Genomic DNA, 13,449 nt, shown 5'->3' on the forward strand with positions numbered 1-13,449 from the left:
CCGCGGGTACCGGGCGGCGGGCACCGGGACCGCCGAGACGTTCGTGACCGGCCCCGACGGGGTCACTCGGCACTACCGGACCGGGGACGTCTGCCGCCGCGACGCGGCCGGTGAGCTGCACTTTGTCGGGCCGCGTCGATGGCCAGGCCAAGATCCGTGGTCAGCGCGGCGAGCTGAGCTGGAGAGCGCCCTGCTGAGCTGCCCGGGGCCGGTCAGGCGGCCGCCGGCCAAGTGCCGGGCGCCACTGCGGATGGCCGCCGGTGGTGCACGCCCGGCCGATCCGTCAGGATGTGCCGGGGCGACGCCGGGCTGGCGCCCCGGACCGAGCCACCCCCGTGCCTGCTTAGGAGCGCCGTGCCGTCCACCCTGCTCTCCCGCCGCGACCTGGACTTCCTGCTGCACGACTGGCTGCGGGTGTCCCAGCTGGTCGAGCGCCCCCGCTACGCCGAGCACTCCCGGGAGGCCTTCGACGACGCCCTGGACCTCGCCGAGCGGGTGGCCAGCGAGCAGTTCGCACCGCACAACCGGGCCGCCGACCTCGCCGAGCCCACCTTCGACGGGCAGCGGGTACGGCTGATCCCGCAGGTCCGCGCGGCGCTGGAGAGCTTCGCCGAGACCGGTCTGCTCAGCGCCGGGCTGGACGCCTCCGTCGGCGGTCTGCAACTGCCGCACGCGGTCGCGGCGGCCTGCTTCACCTGGTTCCAGGCCGCCAACGTCTCCACCTCGGCGTACCCGTTCCTCACCCTGGGCAACACCAACCTCCTGCTGGCGCACGGCAGCGCGGAGCAGGTCGACACCTACGTGCGACCCATGCTGGAGGGCCGGTTCTTCGGCACCATGTGCCTGTCCGAGCCGCACGCCGGCAGCTCGCTGGCCGACATCACCACCCGTGCCGAACCCCAGCCGGACGGCACGTACCGGCTCTTCGGCACCAAGATGTGGATCTCCGGCGGCGATCACGAGCTGGCCGAGAACATCGTCCACCTGGTTCTGGCACGGATCCCCGGCAGCCCGCCCGGGGTGAAGGGCATCTCGCTGTTCGTCGTGCCCAAGGTGCTGGTCGGGCCGGATGGCTCGCTCGGCGACCGCAACGACGTGGTGCTGGTCGGGCTCAACCACAAGATGGGCTTCCGGGGCACCACCAACACCCTGCTCAGCTTTGGCGACGGCGGGCACACGCCCGCCGGCAGCCCCGGTGCCGTCGGTCACCTGGTCGGCCCGCCGCACCAGGGGCTGGCCCAGATGTTCCACATGATGAACGAGGCGCGCATCGGGGTGGGCGCCGGCGCCACGGCGCTCGGCTACACCGGCTACCTCAAGAGCCTGGCGTACGCCCGCGAGCGCCCGCAGGGCCGGCCGGTCGGCGCCAAGGACCCGGGCACGCCGCAGGTGCCGATCATCGACCACCCCGACGTACGACGGATGCTGCTGGCGCAGAAGAGCTACGTGGAGGGGGCGCTGGCCCTGGTGCTCTACTGCGCACGGCTGCTCGACGAGGAGAAGACCGCCCCGGCCGAGGCCGACCGCGAGCGTGCGCACCTGCTGCTGGACGTGCTCACCCCGATCACCAAGAGCTGGCCGTCACAGTGGTGCCTCACCGCCAACGACCTGGCGATCCAGGTGCTCGGAGGGGCCGGCTACACCCGCGACCACGATGTGGAGCAGCACTACCGGGACAACCGGCTCAACCCGATCCACGAGGGCACCCACGGCATCCAGGCGCTGGACCTGCTGGGGCGCAAGATGACGATGCACAACGGCGCCGGCCTGACCCTGCTGACGTCGACGATCCGCGAGACCGTCGCCCGGGCCGGACAGGCCGGGGGCGAGGCCGCCGTACTGGCCGACCGGCTGGCCGGCGCGGTGGACCGGGTCGTCGCGGTCACTCGGCGACTCTGGGCCGACGGTGACCCGGTGCTCGCGCTGGCCAACGCGAGCGTCTACCTGGAGGCGGTCGGGCACGTCGTGATCGCGTGGATGTGGCTGGAGCAGGTGCTGGCGCTGCCACCGGAGGAGTCCGGCGACGCGTTCCACGCCGGCAAGTGGCAGGCCGCCCGTTACTTCTTCACGGTCGAGTTGCCCCGCACCGGTCCGCAGTTCGACCTGCTGGACAGCCGGGACCGGACCACGCTGGACATGCGCGCCGACTGGTTCTGAACGGGCCGCCCCTCACCGTCGCCTGGTCTGGTGCTGCATGGCCTGCCGGCCCTTGACCACGCCCAGGATGATCACGATCACCAGCGCGATCAGACCGATGATGATCAGCCAGCGGACCGCCTCGAGGATCAGCCCGAGCAGGATCAGCACACCGGCGACCACGCCGACGACCCAGAGCAGTGCGCGCATGTCCACCTCCGGTAACCGGTCGCGCCCGCGGTGGCGACCTCGGGGTCGTCACCTTCCCGCTCCGACCGAGACCATGCCCGAGCGTGGCGGCGGGCGGCGGGGTAGGTGGCGACCCCGGCACCGCCGCGCGGCTGCACCCCGCTCGGCGCTTGATCGACTCGGGATCGCCGACATCGGGCTGTGAGCGACGACGGGATACCGCGATATCACCGATACCGTGTCGATCAAGCGGCGGCGCGGGCTGGACCGGCCGTGCGGGCTGGGCTGGGTCAGCCGGCCGTGCGGGCGACGTAGACGGTGTTGGCGGACTGGCCGCCGGTCAGCGGGTTGGCGAACGGCACGACGTGCGCCCGCGCGGTCGTGAACACCGCGGTGAGCGCGGCCGTGAACTCGGCGTCCGGCGGGTCGTCCGACCAGAGCGCGAAGACCCCCTCCGGGCGTAGCAGGGCGGCCAGGCGCCGCAGCCCGGCCGGTGCGTAGAAGGCGGCGTGGCTGGGGTGCAGGACGTTGCGCGGAGAATGGTCGACGTCGAGCAGCACGGCGTCGAACCGGCGCCCCGGCGCCTCGGCGTCGAACCCGGTGTCGCCGGCCACCGCGGCGAAGAAGTCGGCCCGCGCGAACCGGGTCCGCGGGTCCTCGGCGAGCCCCGCCGCGAACGGCAGCAACCCGCGCCGGTGCCAGTCGATCACGTCCTCGATCGCCTCCACCACCAGCAGCGACCGCACCCGCGGGTCGTCCAGCGCGGCGCAGGCGGTGTAGCCCAGCCCGAGACCGCCGACCACCACGTCGAGCGTGTCACCGGCCAGCTCGGCCAGGCCCAGCCGGGCCAGCTCGATCTCCGCGACCGGGAAGAGGCTGGACATCAGGAACTCGTCGTCGAGCTTGACCTCGTACACCTCGACCTGGAGCGCCGGGTCGCGGCGCCGGCGCAGGCTGATCGCGCCGATCGGGGTCTCCCGCCAGGCCAGCTCCTCGAAACGCGTGCCCACGGGTGCCCTCTCGCCGCCGGATTCGTCCCCGGATGGTACCGGTCCGACCGGCGGCGGCCACGCAGGGTCCGCGGGACATCGACGCAGCGCATATCCTGTGCCCCGGCCGATCCAGCGGGAAGGGACCTCATGCCGTCGCGGCAGGACCAGCTGCACTCCCACCAGTTCAGCGTCCAGCGGGCGGTCGCCGCCCTGGTGATGCGCGAGACCGATCCGGCCCAGTCGCCGTTCCGGCGGCTGGCCGGCGCCGCCCTGGCCAGCGTCCTGGTCGCGGCGATCGGGCTCGGCGGCTCGGCGCTCTACGGCCTGTTCGCCGGTGGCGGGAGCGGCTGGCGCGACCCGGGCGCGGTGATCGTCGAGAAGGAGTCCGGCGCCCGGTTCGTCTACCGCGAACAGAAGCTGCACCCGGTGCTCAACTACGCGTCGGCGCTGCTGATCGTCGGCGCGGACCGCTCGAAGACCGTGCTGGTCTCCCGACGTTCCATCGACGGCGTGCCGCGCGGGCTGCCGCTGGGCATCGCCGACGCGCCGGATTCGCTGCCCGCACCGAGCCGGTTGGCCACGGCGGCGTGGACGGTCTGTTCGACGATCCCGCCCGGCGCCGGCGGCGAGCCGCCCCGCTCCGCGCTGCTGATCGGCACCGAGCCCGGCGGCGGCCGGCCGCTCGGTGACGAAGCCCTGCTGACGCGCCACCCGGACGGCGGGCTGCACCTGGTCTGGCACCAGCGGCGCTACCTGATCCGCGACCCCAGCCGGGTGCTGGCGGCGCTGGCCACCACCCGGGCCCGGGCGGTGCCCGTGGCTCCCGCCCTGCTCAACTCGCTGCCCGCCGGCGCCGATCTGGCCCCGCTCGCCCTGCCCGATCTGGGTCGGCGCGCCTCCGGGGTGCCGGGCGCCACGATCGGCCAGGTGTACCTGGTGCGCAACTCCGGCGGCGGCCGGCAGTACGCGGTGGCGCTCGACGCGGGACTGGCCGGGATCACCGAGTTGCAGGCCGGGCTGTTGCTGGCCCGCACCGGGCAGGGCGAGCCGGAGGCGATGACACTGGGCCGGTTCGCCGCGCTGCCGACGGCGCCCGACCTCGCCCCGAACGGTCCGACCGCCCCGCCGCCGGCCCCGCCCCGGCTCGCGGCCCGCGGCGACGGGGCGCTCTGCACCCGGGTCGGCGACGACGGCGGGACGGGGGAGGTGCGGTGGGGCGTACCGCTGCCGGACCTGGCCGCCGTGCCGCGCACCGCGCCGGCCGATGGCGCCGTGCGGGCCGACCACGTGGTGGTGGAGCCGGGCCGCGGCGCGGTGGTCGAGGCCGCGGCGGCGCCCGGCGCGTCCGGCGGCGCGGTCTCCGTGGTCACCGACCTGGGCCGGCGGTACGTGCTGGCCGACCCGGACGTGCTCGCGATGCTCGGCTATCGCAATGTGCGCCCCCTGCGGTTGCCGGCGGGCCTGGTCAGCCTGGTGCCGGCCGGCGCGACCCTGGACCCGGCCGCCGCGCGGGCCGTCGCCGCCCCCACCTGACGGCCCGTGGATGCACGGGTGTCAGGCGGCCGGGCGGCGCAGGATGGTGACCGCGAAGGGCGCGTCGTCGCGCCACGGGCGCAGGTCCCAGGTGGCGAAGCGGTGCTCCAGGCGCAGCCCGGCGGCGACCGCGTCGGCGTCGAACGCGGTCAGCGCGTAACCGCGATCGGTGCCGAAGCCCACCGCCAGCACACCGTCCGGGCGCAGGTGCCCGGCGAGCCGGCGCAGCACCTCCGGCTCGGTGCCGGCGGCGACGAAGGCGAGCACGTTGCCGGCCAGCACCGCGGCGTCGAACGGCTCGGCCTCACCGAGCGCCGGCAGGTCCAGTTCGGCCAGGTCGGCGACCAGCCAGCGCGGGCCCGGGTAGTCCGTGCTGGCGGCGGCCACCAGCGCGGGGTCGGCGTCCACCCCCACCACGGTGTGCCCGCGCTCGGCCAGCGCCGCGCCCACCCGGCCGGTGCCGCTGCCGGCGTCGAGGATCCGGGAGCCGGGCGGGACGAGAGCGTCCACCAGCCGGGCTTCGCCGGCCAGGTCCGCTCCCTCGGCCGCGAGCTTCCGGAACCGGTCGATGTACCACTGCGAGTGCTCGGGTCCGGTGTCGGTCGCCCAGCGGGTCGGGTTGGCCATGTCGCCACCGTAACCGGGCCGGCGGGGACGTGACGGGCGACCCCGCCCCTGCCCCCGCGCCGCCGCCCCCACCCCCGCGCTGCCACCCCCGCGCCGGCCACCCGCGTCGATCTAAGGCATATCGTCGTCCGTGGAGATCAACTAGCGCTGATATGCCCTAGATCGACGGGGGCGGGGGACGGGGACGGGACGAGGACGGGGCGGGGGCGCGGGGGGTCAGCCCTTTTCGGCGCCGCTGGTCAGGCCTTCGGTGAGCAGACGTTCGCTGGCGAAGAAGAGGATCACGATGGGCAGGGTGAGGACGACCGACCCGGCCATCAGCACCGTCTTGGGCACCTCCACCCCGTCGGCGAGCAGGGACAGGCCGAGCGACACCGTCCACCGGTCGGGCTTGTCGACCAGGAACAGCAGCGCGAAGAGGAACTCGTTCCAGGCGATCATGAAGTCGTAGAGCGCGACCGCCATGATCGACGGCATGGCCAGGGGCAGGCTGACCCGGCGGATGATCCCGAGCCGACCGGCGCCGTCGATCGCGGCGGACTCCTCCAGACTGACCGGGATGGTCTCGAAGTAGTTCTTCAGCATGTAGACCGAGACCGGCAGCGTCTGCGAGATGTAGACGAGCACCAGGCCGAACAGTGAGCCGCGCAGCCCGGCCCGGGTGAAGACCACGAACAGCGGGATCGCGATGACGATCGACGGGAACAGGTAGACCGCCAGGAACAGGAAGTCGACCTGCCGCCGGCCGAAGAACCGCAGCCGGGCCACCGCGTACGCGCCGGGGATCGCCACCAGGAGGGTGAGCAGGGTCGCCGCGACCGCGACCAGCCCGCTGTTGCGGATGAAGGTGAGGAATCCCTGGCCGCCGTCGTCGGCGGCCTTGAGCACCTCGGCGTACGTGGCGACGGTCAGCTCGCCGAAGCCGACCACCAGTGAGCCGGGGTCGAGCAGCAGCCGCTCGATGGGGCGCACCGACAGCATCAGCATGTAGTAGAAGGGAAAGACGGTGACCACCAGGAATGCGGCGATCACCAGGCGGCGCAGCCAGCGCAGGCTCACCGTCTCGACGGCGTCCCGGTCCATCAGCCGACCCTCCGTCCGAAGAAGCGCAGGTAGATCAGCACGAACACGATCAGCACCACGGCCAGCACGACCGCCTGCGCGGCGGCGGCGCCGATGTCGGTCCGCGCGGTGAGGAACTCGTACACCCGCACGCTGACCACCTCGGTGCCGGCCGCCCCGCCGGTGAGCAGGTAGACGTCGTCGAACTTGTTGAACGTCATGATGAAGCGCAGCACGCCCAGCAGCGCGATCACCGGCAGCAGTTGCGGCAGCAGGATGTGGCGGAACCGTTGCGTGGGGGTGGCGCCGTCGACCCGGGCGGCCTCCTCCAGTTCGCCGGGCACCGCCTGGAGCCGGGCCAGCAGGAACAGGAACGCGAACGGGAAGTACCGCCACGCCTCGAACACGATCACCGTGGCCAGCGCGGTCGACTCCTGGGACAGGAACGGCACCGGGGCGTCCCAGCCGAGGAGCCGCTGGCCCCAGTCGTTGACGATGCCGAGCTGCGGGTCGAGCATCACCTGCCACACGAAGGTCACCGCGACCACCGGTGCCACGTACGGCAGCAGCATGGACGCCCGGACCAGGGTGCGACCGCGGAACGGCCGGCGGACCACCAGGGCGGCGACCAGGCCCAGCAGGATCGACCCGACGGTGCCGCCGAGGCTGTAGACCAGCGTGGTCCACAGGGTGCTGGCGAAGCCGGGGGTGTGCAGCACCCGGTCGACGTTGTCCATGGTGAACTCGCCGAACAGCCCGGTCCTGCGCAGCGTGGCGAGCCGGACCCGCTGGAAGGCGAGCACCACGGTCCAGACGATCGGGATGCCGATGACCGCGATGGTGACGAGCAGGGTGGGGGCGACGAGCGCGAGCCCGGCGCGGGACTCGCGACGCCGCAGGGTCAGCGGTCGGCGGCGGGCCGGCGCGGGCCGCTCCCGGGTGGGGGAGCGGCCCGGGCCGGGCGCGGTGGTGGTCAATTGACGCCCGCCTTGATGGCCTCGACGTCCTTCTTGGCTCGCGCGGCGGTGGCCGCCGCGTCGGACTTGCCGGAGACGAGGTCGTTCATCACCTTGGGCACCGGCAGCTCGCCGAGCATGGCGCCGACCAGCTTGCCCTGCCCCTGGCCGAGGCCCCAGCGTTGGAAGGTGTCCGGGCTGCGGCGCAGGGTGGCCAGCACCTCGTCGCCGTACACGTCGGCCAGCGGCTTCTTCGCGTCCACGCCGGCCTGGCTGGTGTTCCAGGCGGTGAGGTACGCCTCGGGCTCGGCCTGGGTGCCCTTGCGCACCGGGAAGCGGCCCTCGGGCGACATGCCGAACCAGCGGGGGTAGCCGTCGCCGAGCATGTACTCCACGAAGGACTTCGCCGAGCCGGCTGCGGCACCGTCGAGCACCGCCCACGAGCTGATCTCGCCGTACTGGGCCGGTTCGGCGCCGTTCGGGCCCTTGATCGCGGTGACGAACCCGCTGTTCTTCGCCAGGAACGCCGGGTCGGCCTGGCACTGCGGGCAGGTCGGCTTGGCGTCGTTGCGCAGCCCGGCCAGCTCGTCGAGGATGAACGGCGACCAGACCACCATGGCCGCCTTTCCGGCGAAGTAGGTGGCCCGGGTGGTGTCCACGTCCTGTGCGCCCTTGACCGAGCTGTTCCGGATCAGGTCGCCGTAGAAGCGGAACGCCTCGATGCACTGCGGCGAGTCCAGGGTGATCCCGCCGGCGTCGTCGGTGAGCTGGCAGCCGTTGGCCAGCGCCAGGTGCTCGAACGTCTGCTGGGTGAACACGTCGCTGGGGGCGGTCGCCGCGGTGATCCCGGCGACGCCGCCGGTGTTCAGTCTCGCCGCGGCCGCGGTGATCCGCTCGTACGTGTCGGGGGCGGGCAGGCCGGCGGCGTCGAAGAGGTCCTTGCGGTAGACGAGCAGTTGCCCCCAGCCGTCGCTGGGCACGGAGAGCTGCTTGCCGTCGTCGGAGGTGAGCTCCAGCGCGCGGGGGGAGAAGGTCTGCTTGCCGAGCGTGTCGACGATCTCGGTGTTGGCCGAGGCGTGCAGCAGCTCGTTGCCGGCGAGCGTACGGATGCCGGCCAGGGAGACCGAGCCGACCACGTCGGGCAGGTCGCCCGCGGCGGCGTTGGCGGCGATCAGGGAGGGGAACTGGTCCTCGTTGACGGTGACCAGCTCGACCTGGATCCCGCTCTTCGCGGTGAAGTCGGCGATGATGGCCTTGGTGGCGGTGACCCGGTCGGCCACGTCCTCCAGGCTCCACACGGTGATCTTCTTGCTGTCGCTTTCTGGCTTATCGTCGCCGCAGGCCAGCAGGGTGGACCCGGCCAGTGCCATGATCAGGGTGGTAGCGAGGATCCGCATCGGAGGTGCTGACATCGGTGGCACTCCTCTCGAAGGGTACATGACGGATTCAACGCCCTCGATTGATCAATGACAAGACATATAGCGATTTTTTGCTATCCTGGGGCCCAGTGCTACCGGGATGTGACTCATGGTCAACTGGGTTGTCTCACTCGCCGGGCCCCGACGGATCAGCCTCGAGCCCTGCCCACCGGATCCGCTCGGTCCCGGCCAGGTCCGGGTCCGCACCTGCTACTCCGGCATCTCGGCCGGCACTGAGCTCACCCTCTACCGGGGCAGCAATCCACGACTCAGCAAGGACTGGGACGACGCCGCCCGGATGTTCGTGCCTCGGCAGACCCCGGTGCCCTACCCGCTGATCGGCTTCGGGTACGAGGAGGTTGGCGAGGTCGTCGAGGTGGCCCCGGAGGTCACCGACCGGCACCCGGGGCAGCTGGTCTGGGGCATCTGGGGGCACCGCGCCGAGGCGGTGCTGCCCGCCGGGGCGGTCCGCCCTCTGCCCGCCGGCCTGGACCCGCTCGCCGCGGTCTTCGCCCGGCCGGGCGCCATCGCGCTGACCGCCGTGCTCGCCGGCGACCTGCACCTCGGCGACTGGGTCGGTGTCTTCGGGCAGGGCGTCATCGGGCTGCTCGCCACCCGGCTCGCGGTGCTCTCCGGCGCCCGGGTGGTGGCGATCGACCGGGTGCCCGACCGTCTGGAGCACGCCGCCCGCTACGGTGCCCGTTCGACAGTGGACGCCGGCGCCGAGTCCGCCGCCGCCGTGCTGCGCCATGCCACCGGCGGCCGGGGCGCGGACGTCTGCCTGGAGTTGTCCGGGGCGTACCCGGCGCTGCACGAGGCGATCCGGTCCACCGCACACGCCGGCCGGGTCGTGGCCGCCGGCTTCTACCAGGGCCAGGCCGACGGGCTCGGCCTCGGCGAGGAGTTCCACCACAACCGCATCCAGTTGGTGGCCGCCCAGGTCTCCGGCCCCACCCCCGCGCCGAGCATGGCCGGCCGGTGGACCGGCGACCGGGTGACACAGACCTTCATGGAGCTGGTGGCTGAGCACAGCGTCGACCCGTTGCCGCTGGTCAGCCACATCGTCGACGCCAGCGCCGTCGCCGACGCCCTCGCGCTGCTCGACCGCGGCGCCGGTGACGTCCTCCAAGTGGTGTTGAGGTTCTCATGACCACCATCGCGCTGGCCTGTCAGGAACAGCTCCTGCCGGGCACCGACCTGATCCAGAAGTACGCCCTCGCCACGGCCCTCGGCTACCAGGGCATCGAGCTGCGCGGACGCGGCGACCTCGCTCTCGCCCGCCGGCTGCCCGAGCTGCACCGGGCCCGCGCCGCCGGGGTGGTGATGCCCACCGTCTGCGTCGAGATGGACCACTTCATCGGCGACTTCGACCCGGCCCGGTCCGCCGACGCGGTGCGCAACCTGCGCTCCCAGCTCTCGGTCATCGCCGAGCTGGGCGGCGTCGGGGCGATGACACCGGCGTCCTGGGGGATGTTCTCCCGGCGGCTGCCGCCGTTCGTGCCGCCGCGCCCGCCGACCGGCGACCGGCAGGTGCTCCTCGACGCCCTCGGCGAGCTGGGCGGGCACGCCCGGGCCGAGGGGGTCACCCTGTTCCTGGAACCCCTCAACCGGTACGAGGACCACATGGTCAACCGGCTCGACGAGGCGGTCGCGCTCTGCGCGGCGGTCGGGCTCCCCTCCGTGCGGGTGGTCGCCGACACCTTCCACATGAACATCGAGGAGGACGACGTGCACCGGGCGCTGCGCGCCGCCGCGCCGTACCTCGGTCACGTGCAGGTCAGCGACTCCAACCGGTACCAACCCGGCGCCGGGCACCTGAACTGGCCGGCGCTGGTGCGGACCCTGCTGGAGCTGGACTACCGGGGCTGGCTGGCGCTGGAGTGCCGGCTACGCGGGGACCCCGTCCGCGCCCTCCAGCAGGCCGCCACGGTGCTGCGGCACGCGCTGCCCCGGCGGGCCGCGGCATGACCGCTGGCGCCCCGGCCCGCACCGGCGGGCCGTCCGACCTCGCCGGGCTGCGCCGGCTCGCGGTCGCCACCCTCGACGCCAACTGGGAGCACGACCACACCGTGCCCTCGCGCACGCTCTACCCGCACCAGTGGAGCTGGGACTCCGCGTTCATCGCCATCGGGCTGGCCCGGGTCCGTCCCGAGCGGGCCTGGCGGGAACTGGCGAGCCTGTTCCGGGCGCAGTGGGCCGACGGGCGGGTGCCGCACATCGTGTTCAACCCGGCGCTACGGGTCGGCGCGTACTTCCCGGGGCCGGAGCTGTGGCGGTCGGCGACTGCCGAGGGGACGCCGGCCGTCGACACCTCCGGCCTGGTCCAGCCGCCGGTACACGCCCTCGCCGCGTGGCTCGCGTACCGGCGGGCGCCCGATCCGGCCGGCCTGGCCGCGCTGCGCCGTCTCTATCCCGCGCTGGTGGCCCAGCAGCGCTACCTGGCCCAGCGGCGGGACCTGACCGGGGACGGGTTGGCCTGCATCGTGCACCCCTGGGAGTCCGGCCTGGACAACAGCCCGGCCTGGGACGAGCCGATGGCCGCGGTGCCGGCCGAGGCAACGGTGATGCGCGCGTACCGCCGGCACGACACCGCGCACGCCGACGCCGCGCACCGCCCCACGGACCTGGACTACGCGCGTTACCTGGCGATCGTCGCCGCCTACCGGGACCGCGGCTACTCCGACCATGGCCTCGCCGAGGGCCACCCGTTCCTGGTGGAGTGCCCGCTGTTCAACGCGGCGTTCGGGGCGGCCGAACACGCGCTGGCCGAGATCGCCGCGCTGGTCGGCGTCGACCCGGGGCCGCACCGGGCCCGCGCGACCCGGATTACCGAGGCCCTGGTGCGCCGGTTGTTCGACCCGGCCACCGGCACGTTCGCCCCCCGTGACCTGCGCACCGACCGGCTGGTTCCGGCGCGCACCGTGCTCGGGCTGGCGCCGCTGATCCTGCCCGGCCTGCCGGCCCGGCAGGCCGACGCGCTGGTCGTGGAGGCCCGGTCGGCGCGCTTCGGGGTGGCGCCGCGAATGGAGCGCCCGCTGCCCAGCCACGACCGGACCGCTCCGGACTTCGAGCCGTTGCGGTACTGGCGCGGGCCGAGCTGGCTGAACGTCGGCTGGCTGGTGCGGCGCGGGCTGCTCGCGCACGGGCACCCGGAGCTGGCGGCCGGGCTGCGCCGGTCCATGATCGGCCTGGTCGCCGGGGCCGGATGCCACGAGTATTTCCATCCGGACACCGGCGCAGGGTTGGGCTCGCCGGCGTTCAGTTGGACCGCCGCGCTGCTGCTCGACCTGTTGGCCGAGGACGTTGGGACCGCGCCGGGCTGAGCACGCCCGGTGCGTCGGCGTACCGTGTCCTCTTCCCACGGACGGCAAGGAGCATCGTGCCCGAGATCGACAAGGTGGCCTGGATCCTCATCGAGGACGGGCGGGTGCTGAGCACCCGCTCCCGAGGCAAGGACGTCTGGTATCTGCCGGGCGGCAAGCGTGAGCCGGGGGAGACCGACCTGGACACGCTGCGCCGGGAGGTCGCCGAGGAGTTGAGCGTCGCGGTGGACGTCGCCGGCGCCGTGCACGTCGGCACTTTCACCGCCCAGGCGCATGGCCACGCCACCGGCACGACGGTACGCATGACCTGCTACCGCGCCGAGCACGACGGCGAGCTGAGGCCGGCCAACGAGATTGCCGAGCTGGCCTGGCTGGGGTACGCCGACCGGCACCGCACCTCCCCGGTCGACCAGGTCATCTTCGACCATCTGTTGGCGGCCGAGCTGCTGCGCTGACGGCGCAGTTTGCCGGCACCCGCCCGGGGTAAGCGCCCGGGCGTGACCGACAGGGCGGGCGGCGGGCAGTTCCCACACTTCATCGACGCGGTGTCCCGCCGGTCCGGCCTGCCGACCGAGCAGGCCGCCGCCGTCGCCCGCGCGGTGCTCCAGACGATGGCCGAACGGGTGACCGGCAGCCCGCCGGACCCCCTCGCAGGGCACCTCCCGGACGACCTCGACGGCTACCTGACCGACCCGGCCCCGCCGGCCGCGGCCGCCGGCCCGGACAGCGCCGTGGGTGGGCTGGACAGCGGCGTGGGCGGCCCGGAGAGCGGCGTGGCCGGGCTGGATGCCGGCGTGGCCGGGCCGGACAGCGCCGTGGGCGGGCTGGACACCGGCGTGGGCCTGGACATCGGCGGCACGGCTGCGGCCCCGCCGGCGCCGGACGGCGGGCCGGTGGAGTTCCTTCGCCGGGTGGGTGAGCGCGCCGGGGTGGACCAGGCCACCGCCCGGACCGGCACCGGCGCGGTCTTCGCGACCCTGCGCGAGGCGGTGACCGTGCGGGAGTTCCGGGAGATGGTGGCGCGGTTGCCGCGCGACGACGACGGCGAGGTCGCGCCGGCCGCACCCGATCCGTACGGGCACTAATCCGCCGCACACGTGCGTTTCGGTGAGATCCACTCCAGGTCGCAGAAATTGCGGTATCCCTGACATTCGAATGCCGCCAAGCCCCCGGAACTGGTGTCGATCATCCGACGAGTGGTCTGTCGAGCACG

Annotated in this window: 13 protein-coding genes; 7 read left to right on the forward strand and 6 right to left on the reverse strand. The window is 73.5% G+C overall.

Features of this window, described 5'->3' with window-relative positions:
* Positions 1-354: 354 nt before the first annotated feature.
* Complete coding sequence (locus KBX63_RS09390; protein ID WP_210910581.1) at positions 355-2,157, forward strand: acyl-CoA dehydrogenase; 1,803 nt, start codon at positions 355-357, stop codon at positions 2,155-2,157.
* A 12-nt stretch (positions 2,158-2,169) separates the two neighbouring features.
* On the opposite strand, the gene KBX63_RS09395 is transcribed toward KBX63_RS09390, so the two are convergent.
* Both KBX63_RS09395 and KBX63_RS09400 read right to left on the reverse strand, forming a co-directional pair.
* Complete coding sequence (locus tag KBX63_RS09395; protein WP_167627024.1) at positions 2,170-2,346, reverse strand: hypothetical protein; 177 nt, start codon at positions 2,344-2,346, stop codon at positions 2,170-2,172.
* Positions 2,347-2,615: 269 nt separating this feature from the next.
* The gene (locus KBX63_RS09400) at positions 2,616-3,335 is read right to left on the reverse strand and encodes a spermidine synthase (protein WP_210910582.1); all 720 of its coding nucleotides are present in this window, start codon (positions 3,333-3,335) and stop codon (positions 2,616-2,618) included.
* A gap of 129 nt (positions 3,336-3,464) precedes the next feature.
* Between KBX63_RS09400 and eccB the strand changes: the two genes are divergently transcribed.
* Positions 3,465-4,850: a type VII secretion protein EccB gene (eccB, locus tag KBX63_RS09405; RefSeq protein ID WP_210910583.1), complete on the forward strand. Its 1,386-nt coding sequence runs from the start codon at positions 3,465-3,467 to the stop codon at positions 4,848-4,850.
* 21 nt (positions 4,851-4,871) lie between these two features.
* Here the strand turns inward: eccB and KBX63_RS09410 are convergent, their stop codons facing one another.
* The 4 genes from KBX63_RS09410 to KBX63_RS09425 all read right to left on the reverse strand — a co-directional run bounded on the left by KBX63_RS09410 (position 4,872) and on the right by KBX63_RS09425 (position 8,907).
* Complete coding sequence (locus tag KBX63_RS09410; RefSeq protein WP_210910584.1) at positions 4,872-5,477, reverse strand: bifunctional 2-polyprenyl-6-hydroxyphenol methylase/3-demethylubiquinol 3-O-methyltransferase UbiG; 606 nt, start codon at positions 5,475-5,477, stop codon at positions 4,872-4,874.
* Positions 5,478-5,693: 216 nt separating this feature from the next.
* Positions 5,694-6,560, reverse strand: a complete 867-nt coding sequence (locus KBX63_RS09415) for a carbohydrate ABC transporter permease (RefSeq protein WP_210910585.1) — start codon at positions 6,558-6,560, stop codon at positions 5,694-5,696.
* Positions 6,560-7,516, reverse strand: a complete 957-nt coding sequence (locus tag KBX63_RS09420) for a carbohydrate ABC transporter permease (RefSeq protein ID WP_210910586.1) — start codon at positions 7,514-7,516, stop codon at positions 6,560-6,562. The genes KBX63_RS09415 and KBX63_RS09420 overlap by 1 nt, the downstream gene beginning before the upstream one ends.
* Entirely contained in the window at positions 7,513-8,907 is a 1,395-nt protein-coding gene (locus KBX63_RS09425; RefSeq protein WP_210910587.1) for an ABC transporter substrate-binding protein, read from the reverse strand. Before KBX63_RS09425 ends, KBX63_RS09420 begins: the two co-directional genes overlap by 4 nt.
* A 115-nt stretch (positions 8,908-9,022) precedes the next feature.
* On the opposite strand from KBX63_RS09425, the gene KBX63_RS09430 reads away from it, so the two are divergent.
* Genes KBX63_RS09430 through KBX63_RS09450 form a run of 5 tightly spaced genes read left to right on the forward strand, consistent with a single transcriptional unit; the run spans position 9,023 to position 13,321 of the window.
* Positions 9,023-10,063 carry a zinc-binding alcohol dehydrogenase gene (locus KBX63_RS09430; protein WP_210910588.1) on the forward strand — a complete coding sequence of 347 codons (1,041 nt, stop codon included), beginning with the start codon at positions 9,023-9,025 and terminating at the stop codon, positions 10,061-10,063.
* The gene (locus KBX63_RS09435; protein ID WP_210910589.1) at positions 10,060-10,881 is read left to right on the forward strand and encodes a sugar phosphate isomerase/epimerase family protein; all 822 of its coding nucleotides are present in this window, start codon (positions 10,060-10,062) and stop codon (positions 10,879-10,881) included. Before KBX63_RS09430 ends, KBX63_RS09435 begins: the two co-directional genes overlap by 4 nt.
* A complete protein-coding gene (locus tag KBX63_RS09440; protein ID WP_210910590.1) occupies positions 10,878-12,236 on the forward strand; it encodes a hypothetical protein in 1,359 nt (452 codons plus the stop codon). Before KBX63_RS09435 ends, KBX63_RS09440 begins: the two co-directional genes overlap by 4 nt.
* A gap of 56 nt (positions 12,237-12,292) precedes the next feature.
* The gene (locus KBX63_RS09445; RefSeq protein WP_210910591.1) at positions 12,293-12,691 is read left to right on the forward strand and encodes an NUDIX domain-containing protein; all 399 of its coding nucleotides are present in this window, start codon (positions 12,293-12,295) and stop codon (positions 12,689-12,691) included.
* Positions 12,692-12,733: 42 nt separating this feature from the next.
* Positions 12,734-13,321 carry a DUF2267 domain-containing protein gene (locus KBX63_RS09450; protein WP_307871660.1) on the forward strand — a complete coding sequence of 196 codons (588 nt, stop codon included), beginning with the start codon at positions 12,734-12,736 and terminating at the stop codon, positions 13,319-13,321.
* Positions 13,322-13,449 lie beyond the last annotated feature (128 nt).

This window comes from Micromonospora sp. U21, from assembly GCF_018070045.1.
Lineage (GTDB): Bacteria > Actinomycetota > Actinomycetes > Mycobacteriales > Micromonosporaceae > Micromonospora.

Coding starts and splice junctions, on each gene's coding strand:
- KBX63_RS09415 (WP_210910585.1), bottom strand. CDS start 6,560: ATGGACCGGGACGCCGTCGAGACGGTGAGCCTGCGCTGGCTGCGCCGC.
- eccB (WP_210910583.1), top strand. CDS start 3,465: ATGCCGTCGCGGCAGGACCAGCTGCACTCCCACCAGTTCAGCGTCCAG.
- KBX63_RS09410 (WP_210910584.1), bottom strand. CDS start 5,477: ATGGCCAACCCGACCCGCTGGGCGACCGACACCGGACCCGAGCACTCG.
- KBX63_RS09435 (WP_210910589.1), top strand. CDS start 10,060: ATGACCACCATCGCGCTGGCCTGTCAGGAACAGCTCCTGCCGGGCACC.
- KBX63_RS09425 (WP_210910587.1), bottom strand. CDS start 8,907: ATGTCAGCACCTCCGATGCGGATCCTCGCTACCACCCTGATCATGGCA.
- KBX63_RS09430 (WP_210910588.1), top strand. CDS start 9,023: ATGGTCAACTGGGTTGTCTCACTCGCCGGGCCCCGACGGATCAGCCTC.
- KBX63_RS09440 (WP_210910590.1), top strand. CDS start 10,878: ATGACCGCTGGCGCCCCGGCCCGCACCGGCGGGCCGTCCGACCTCGCC.
- KBX63_RS09395 (WP_167627024.1), bottom strand. CDS start 2,346: ATGCGCGCACTGCTCTGGGTCGTCGGCGTGGTCGCCGGTGTGCTGATC.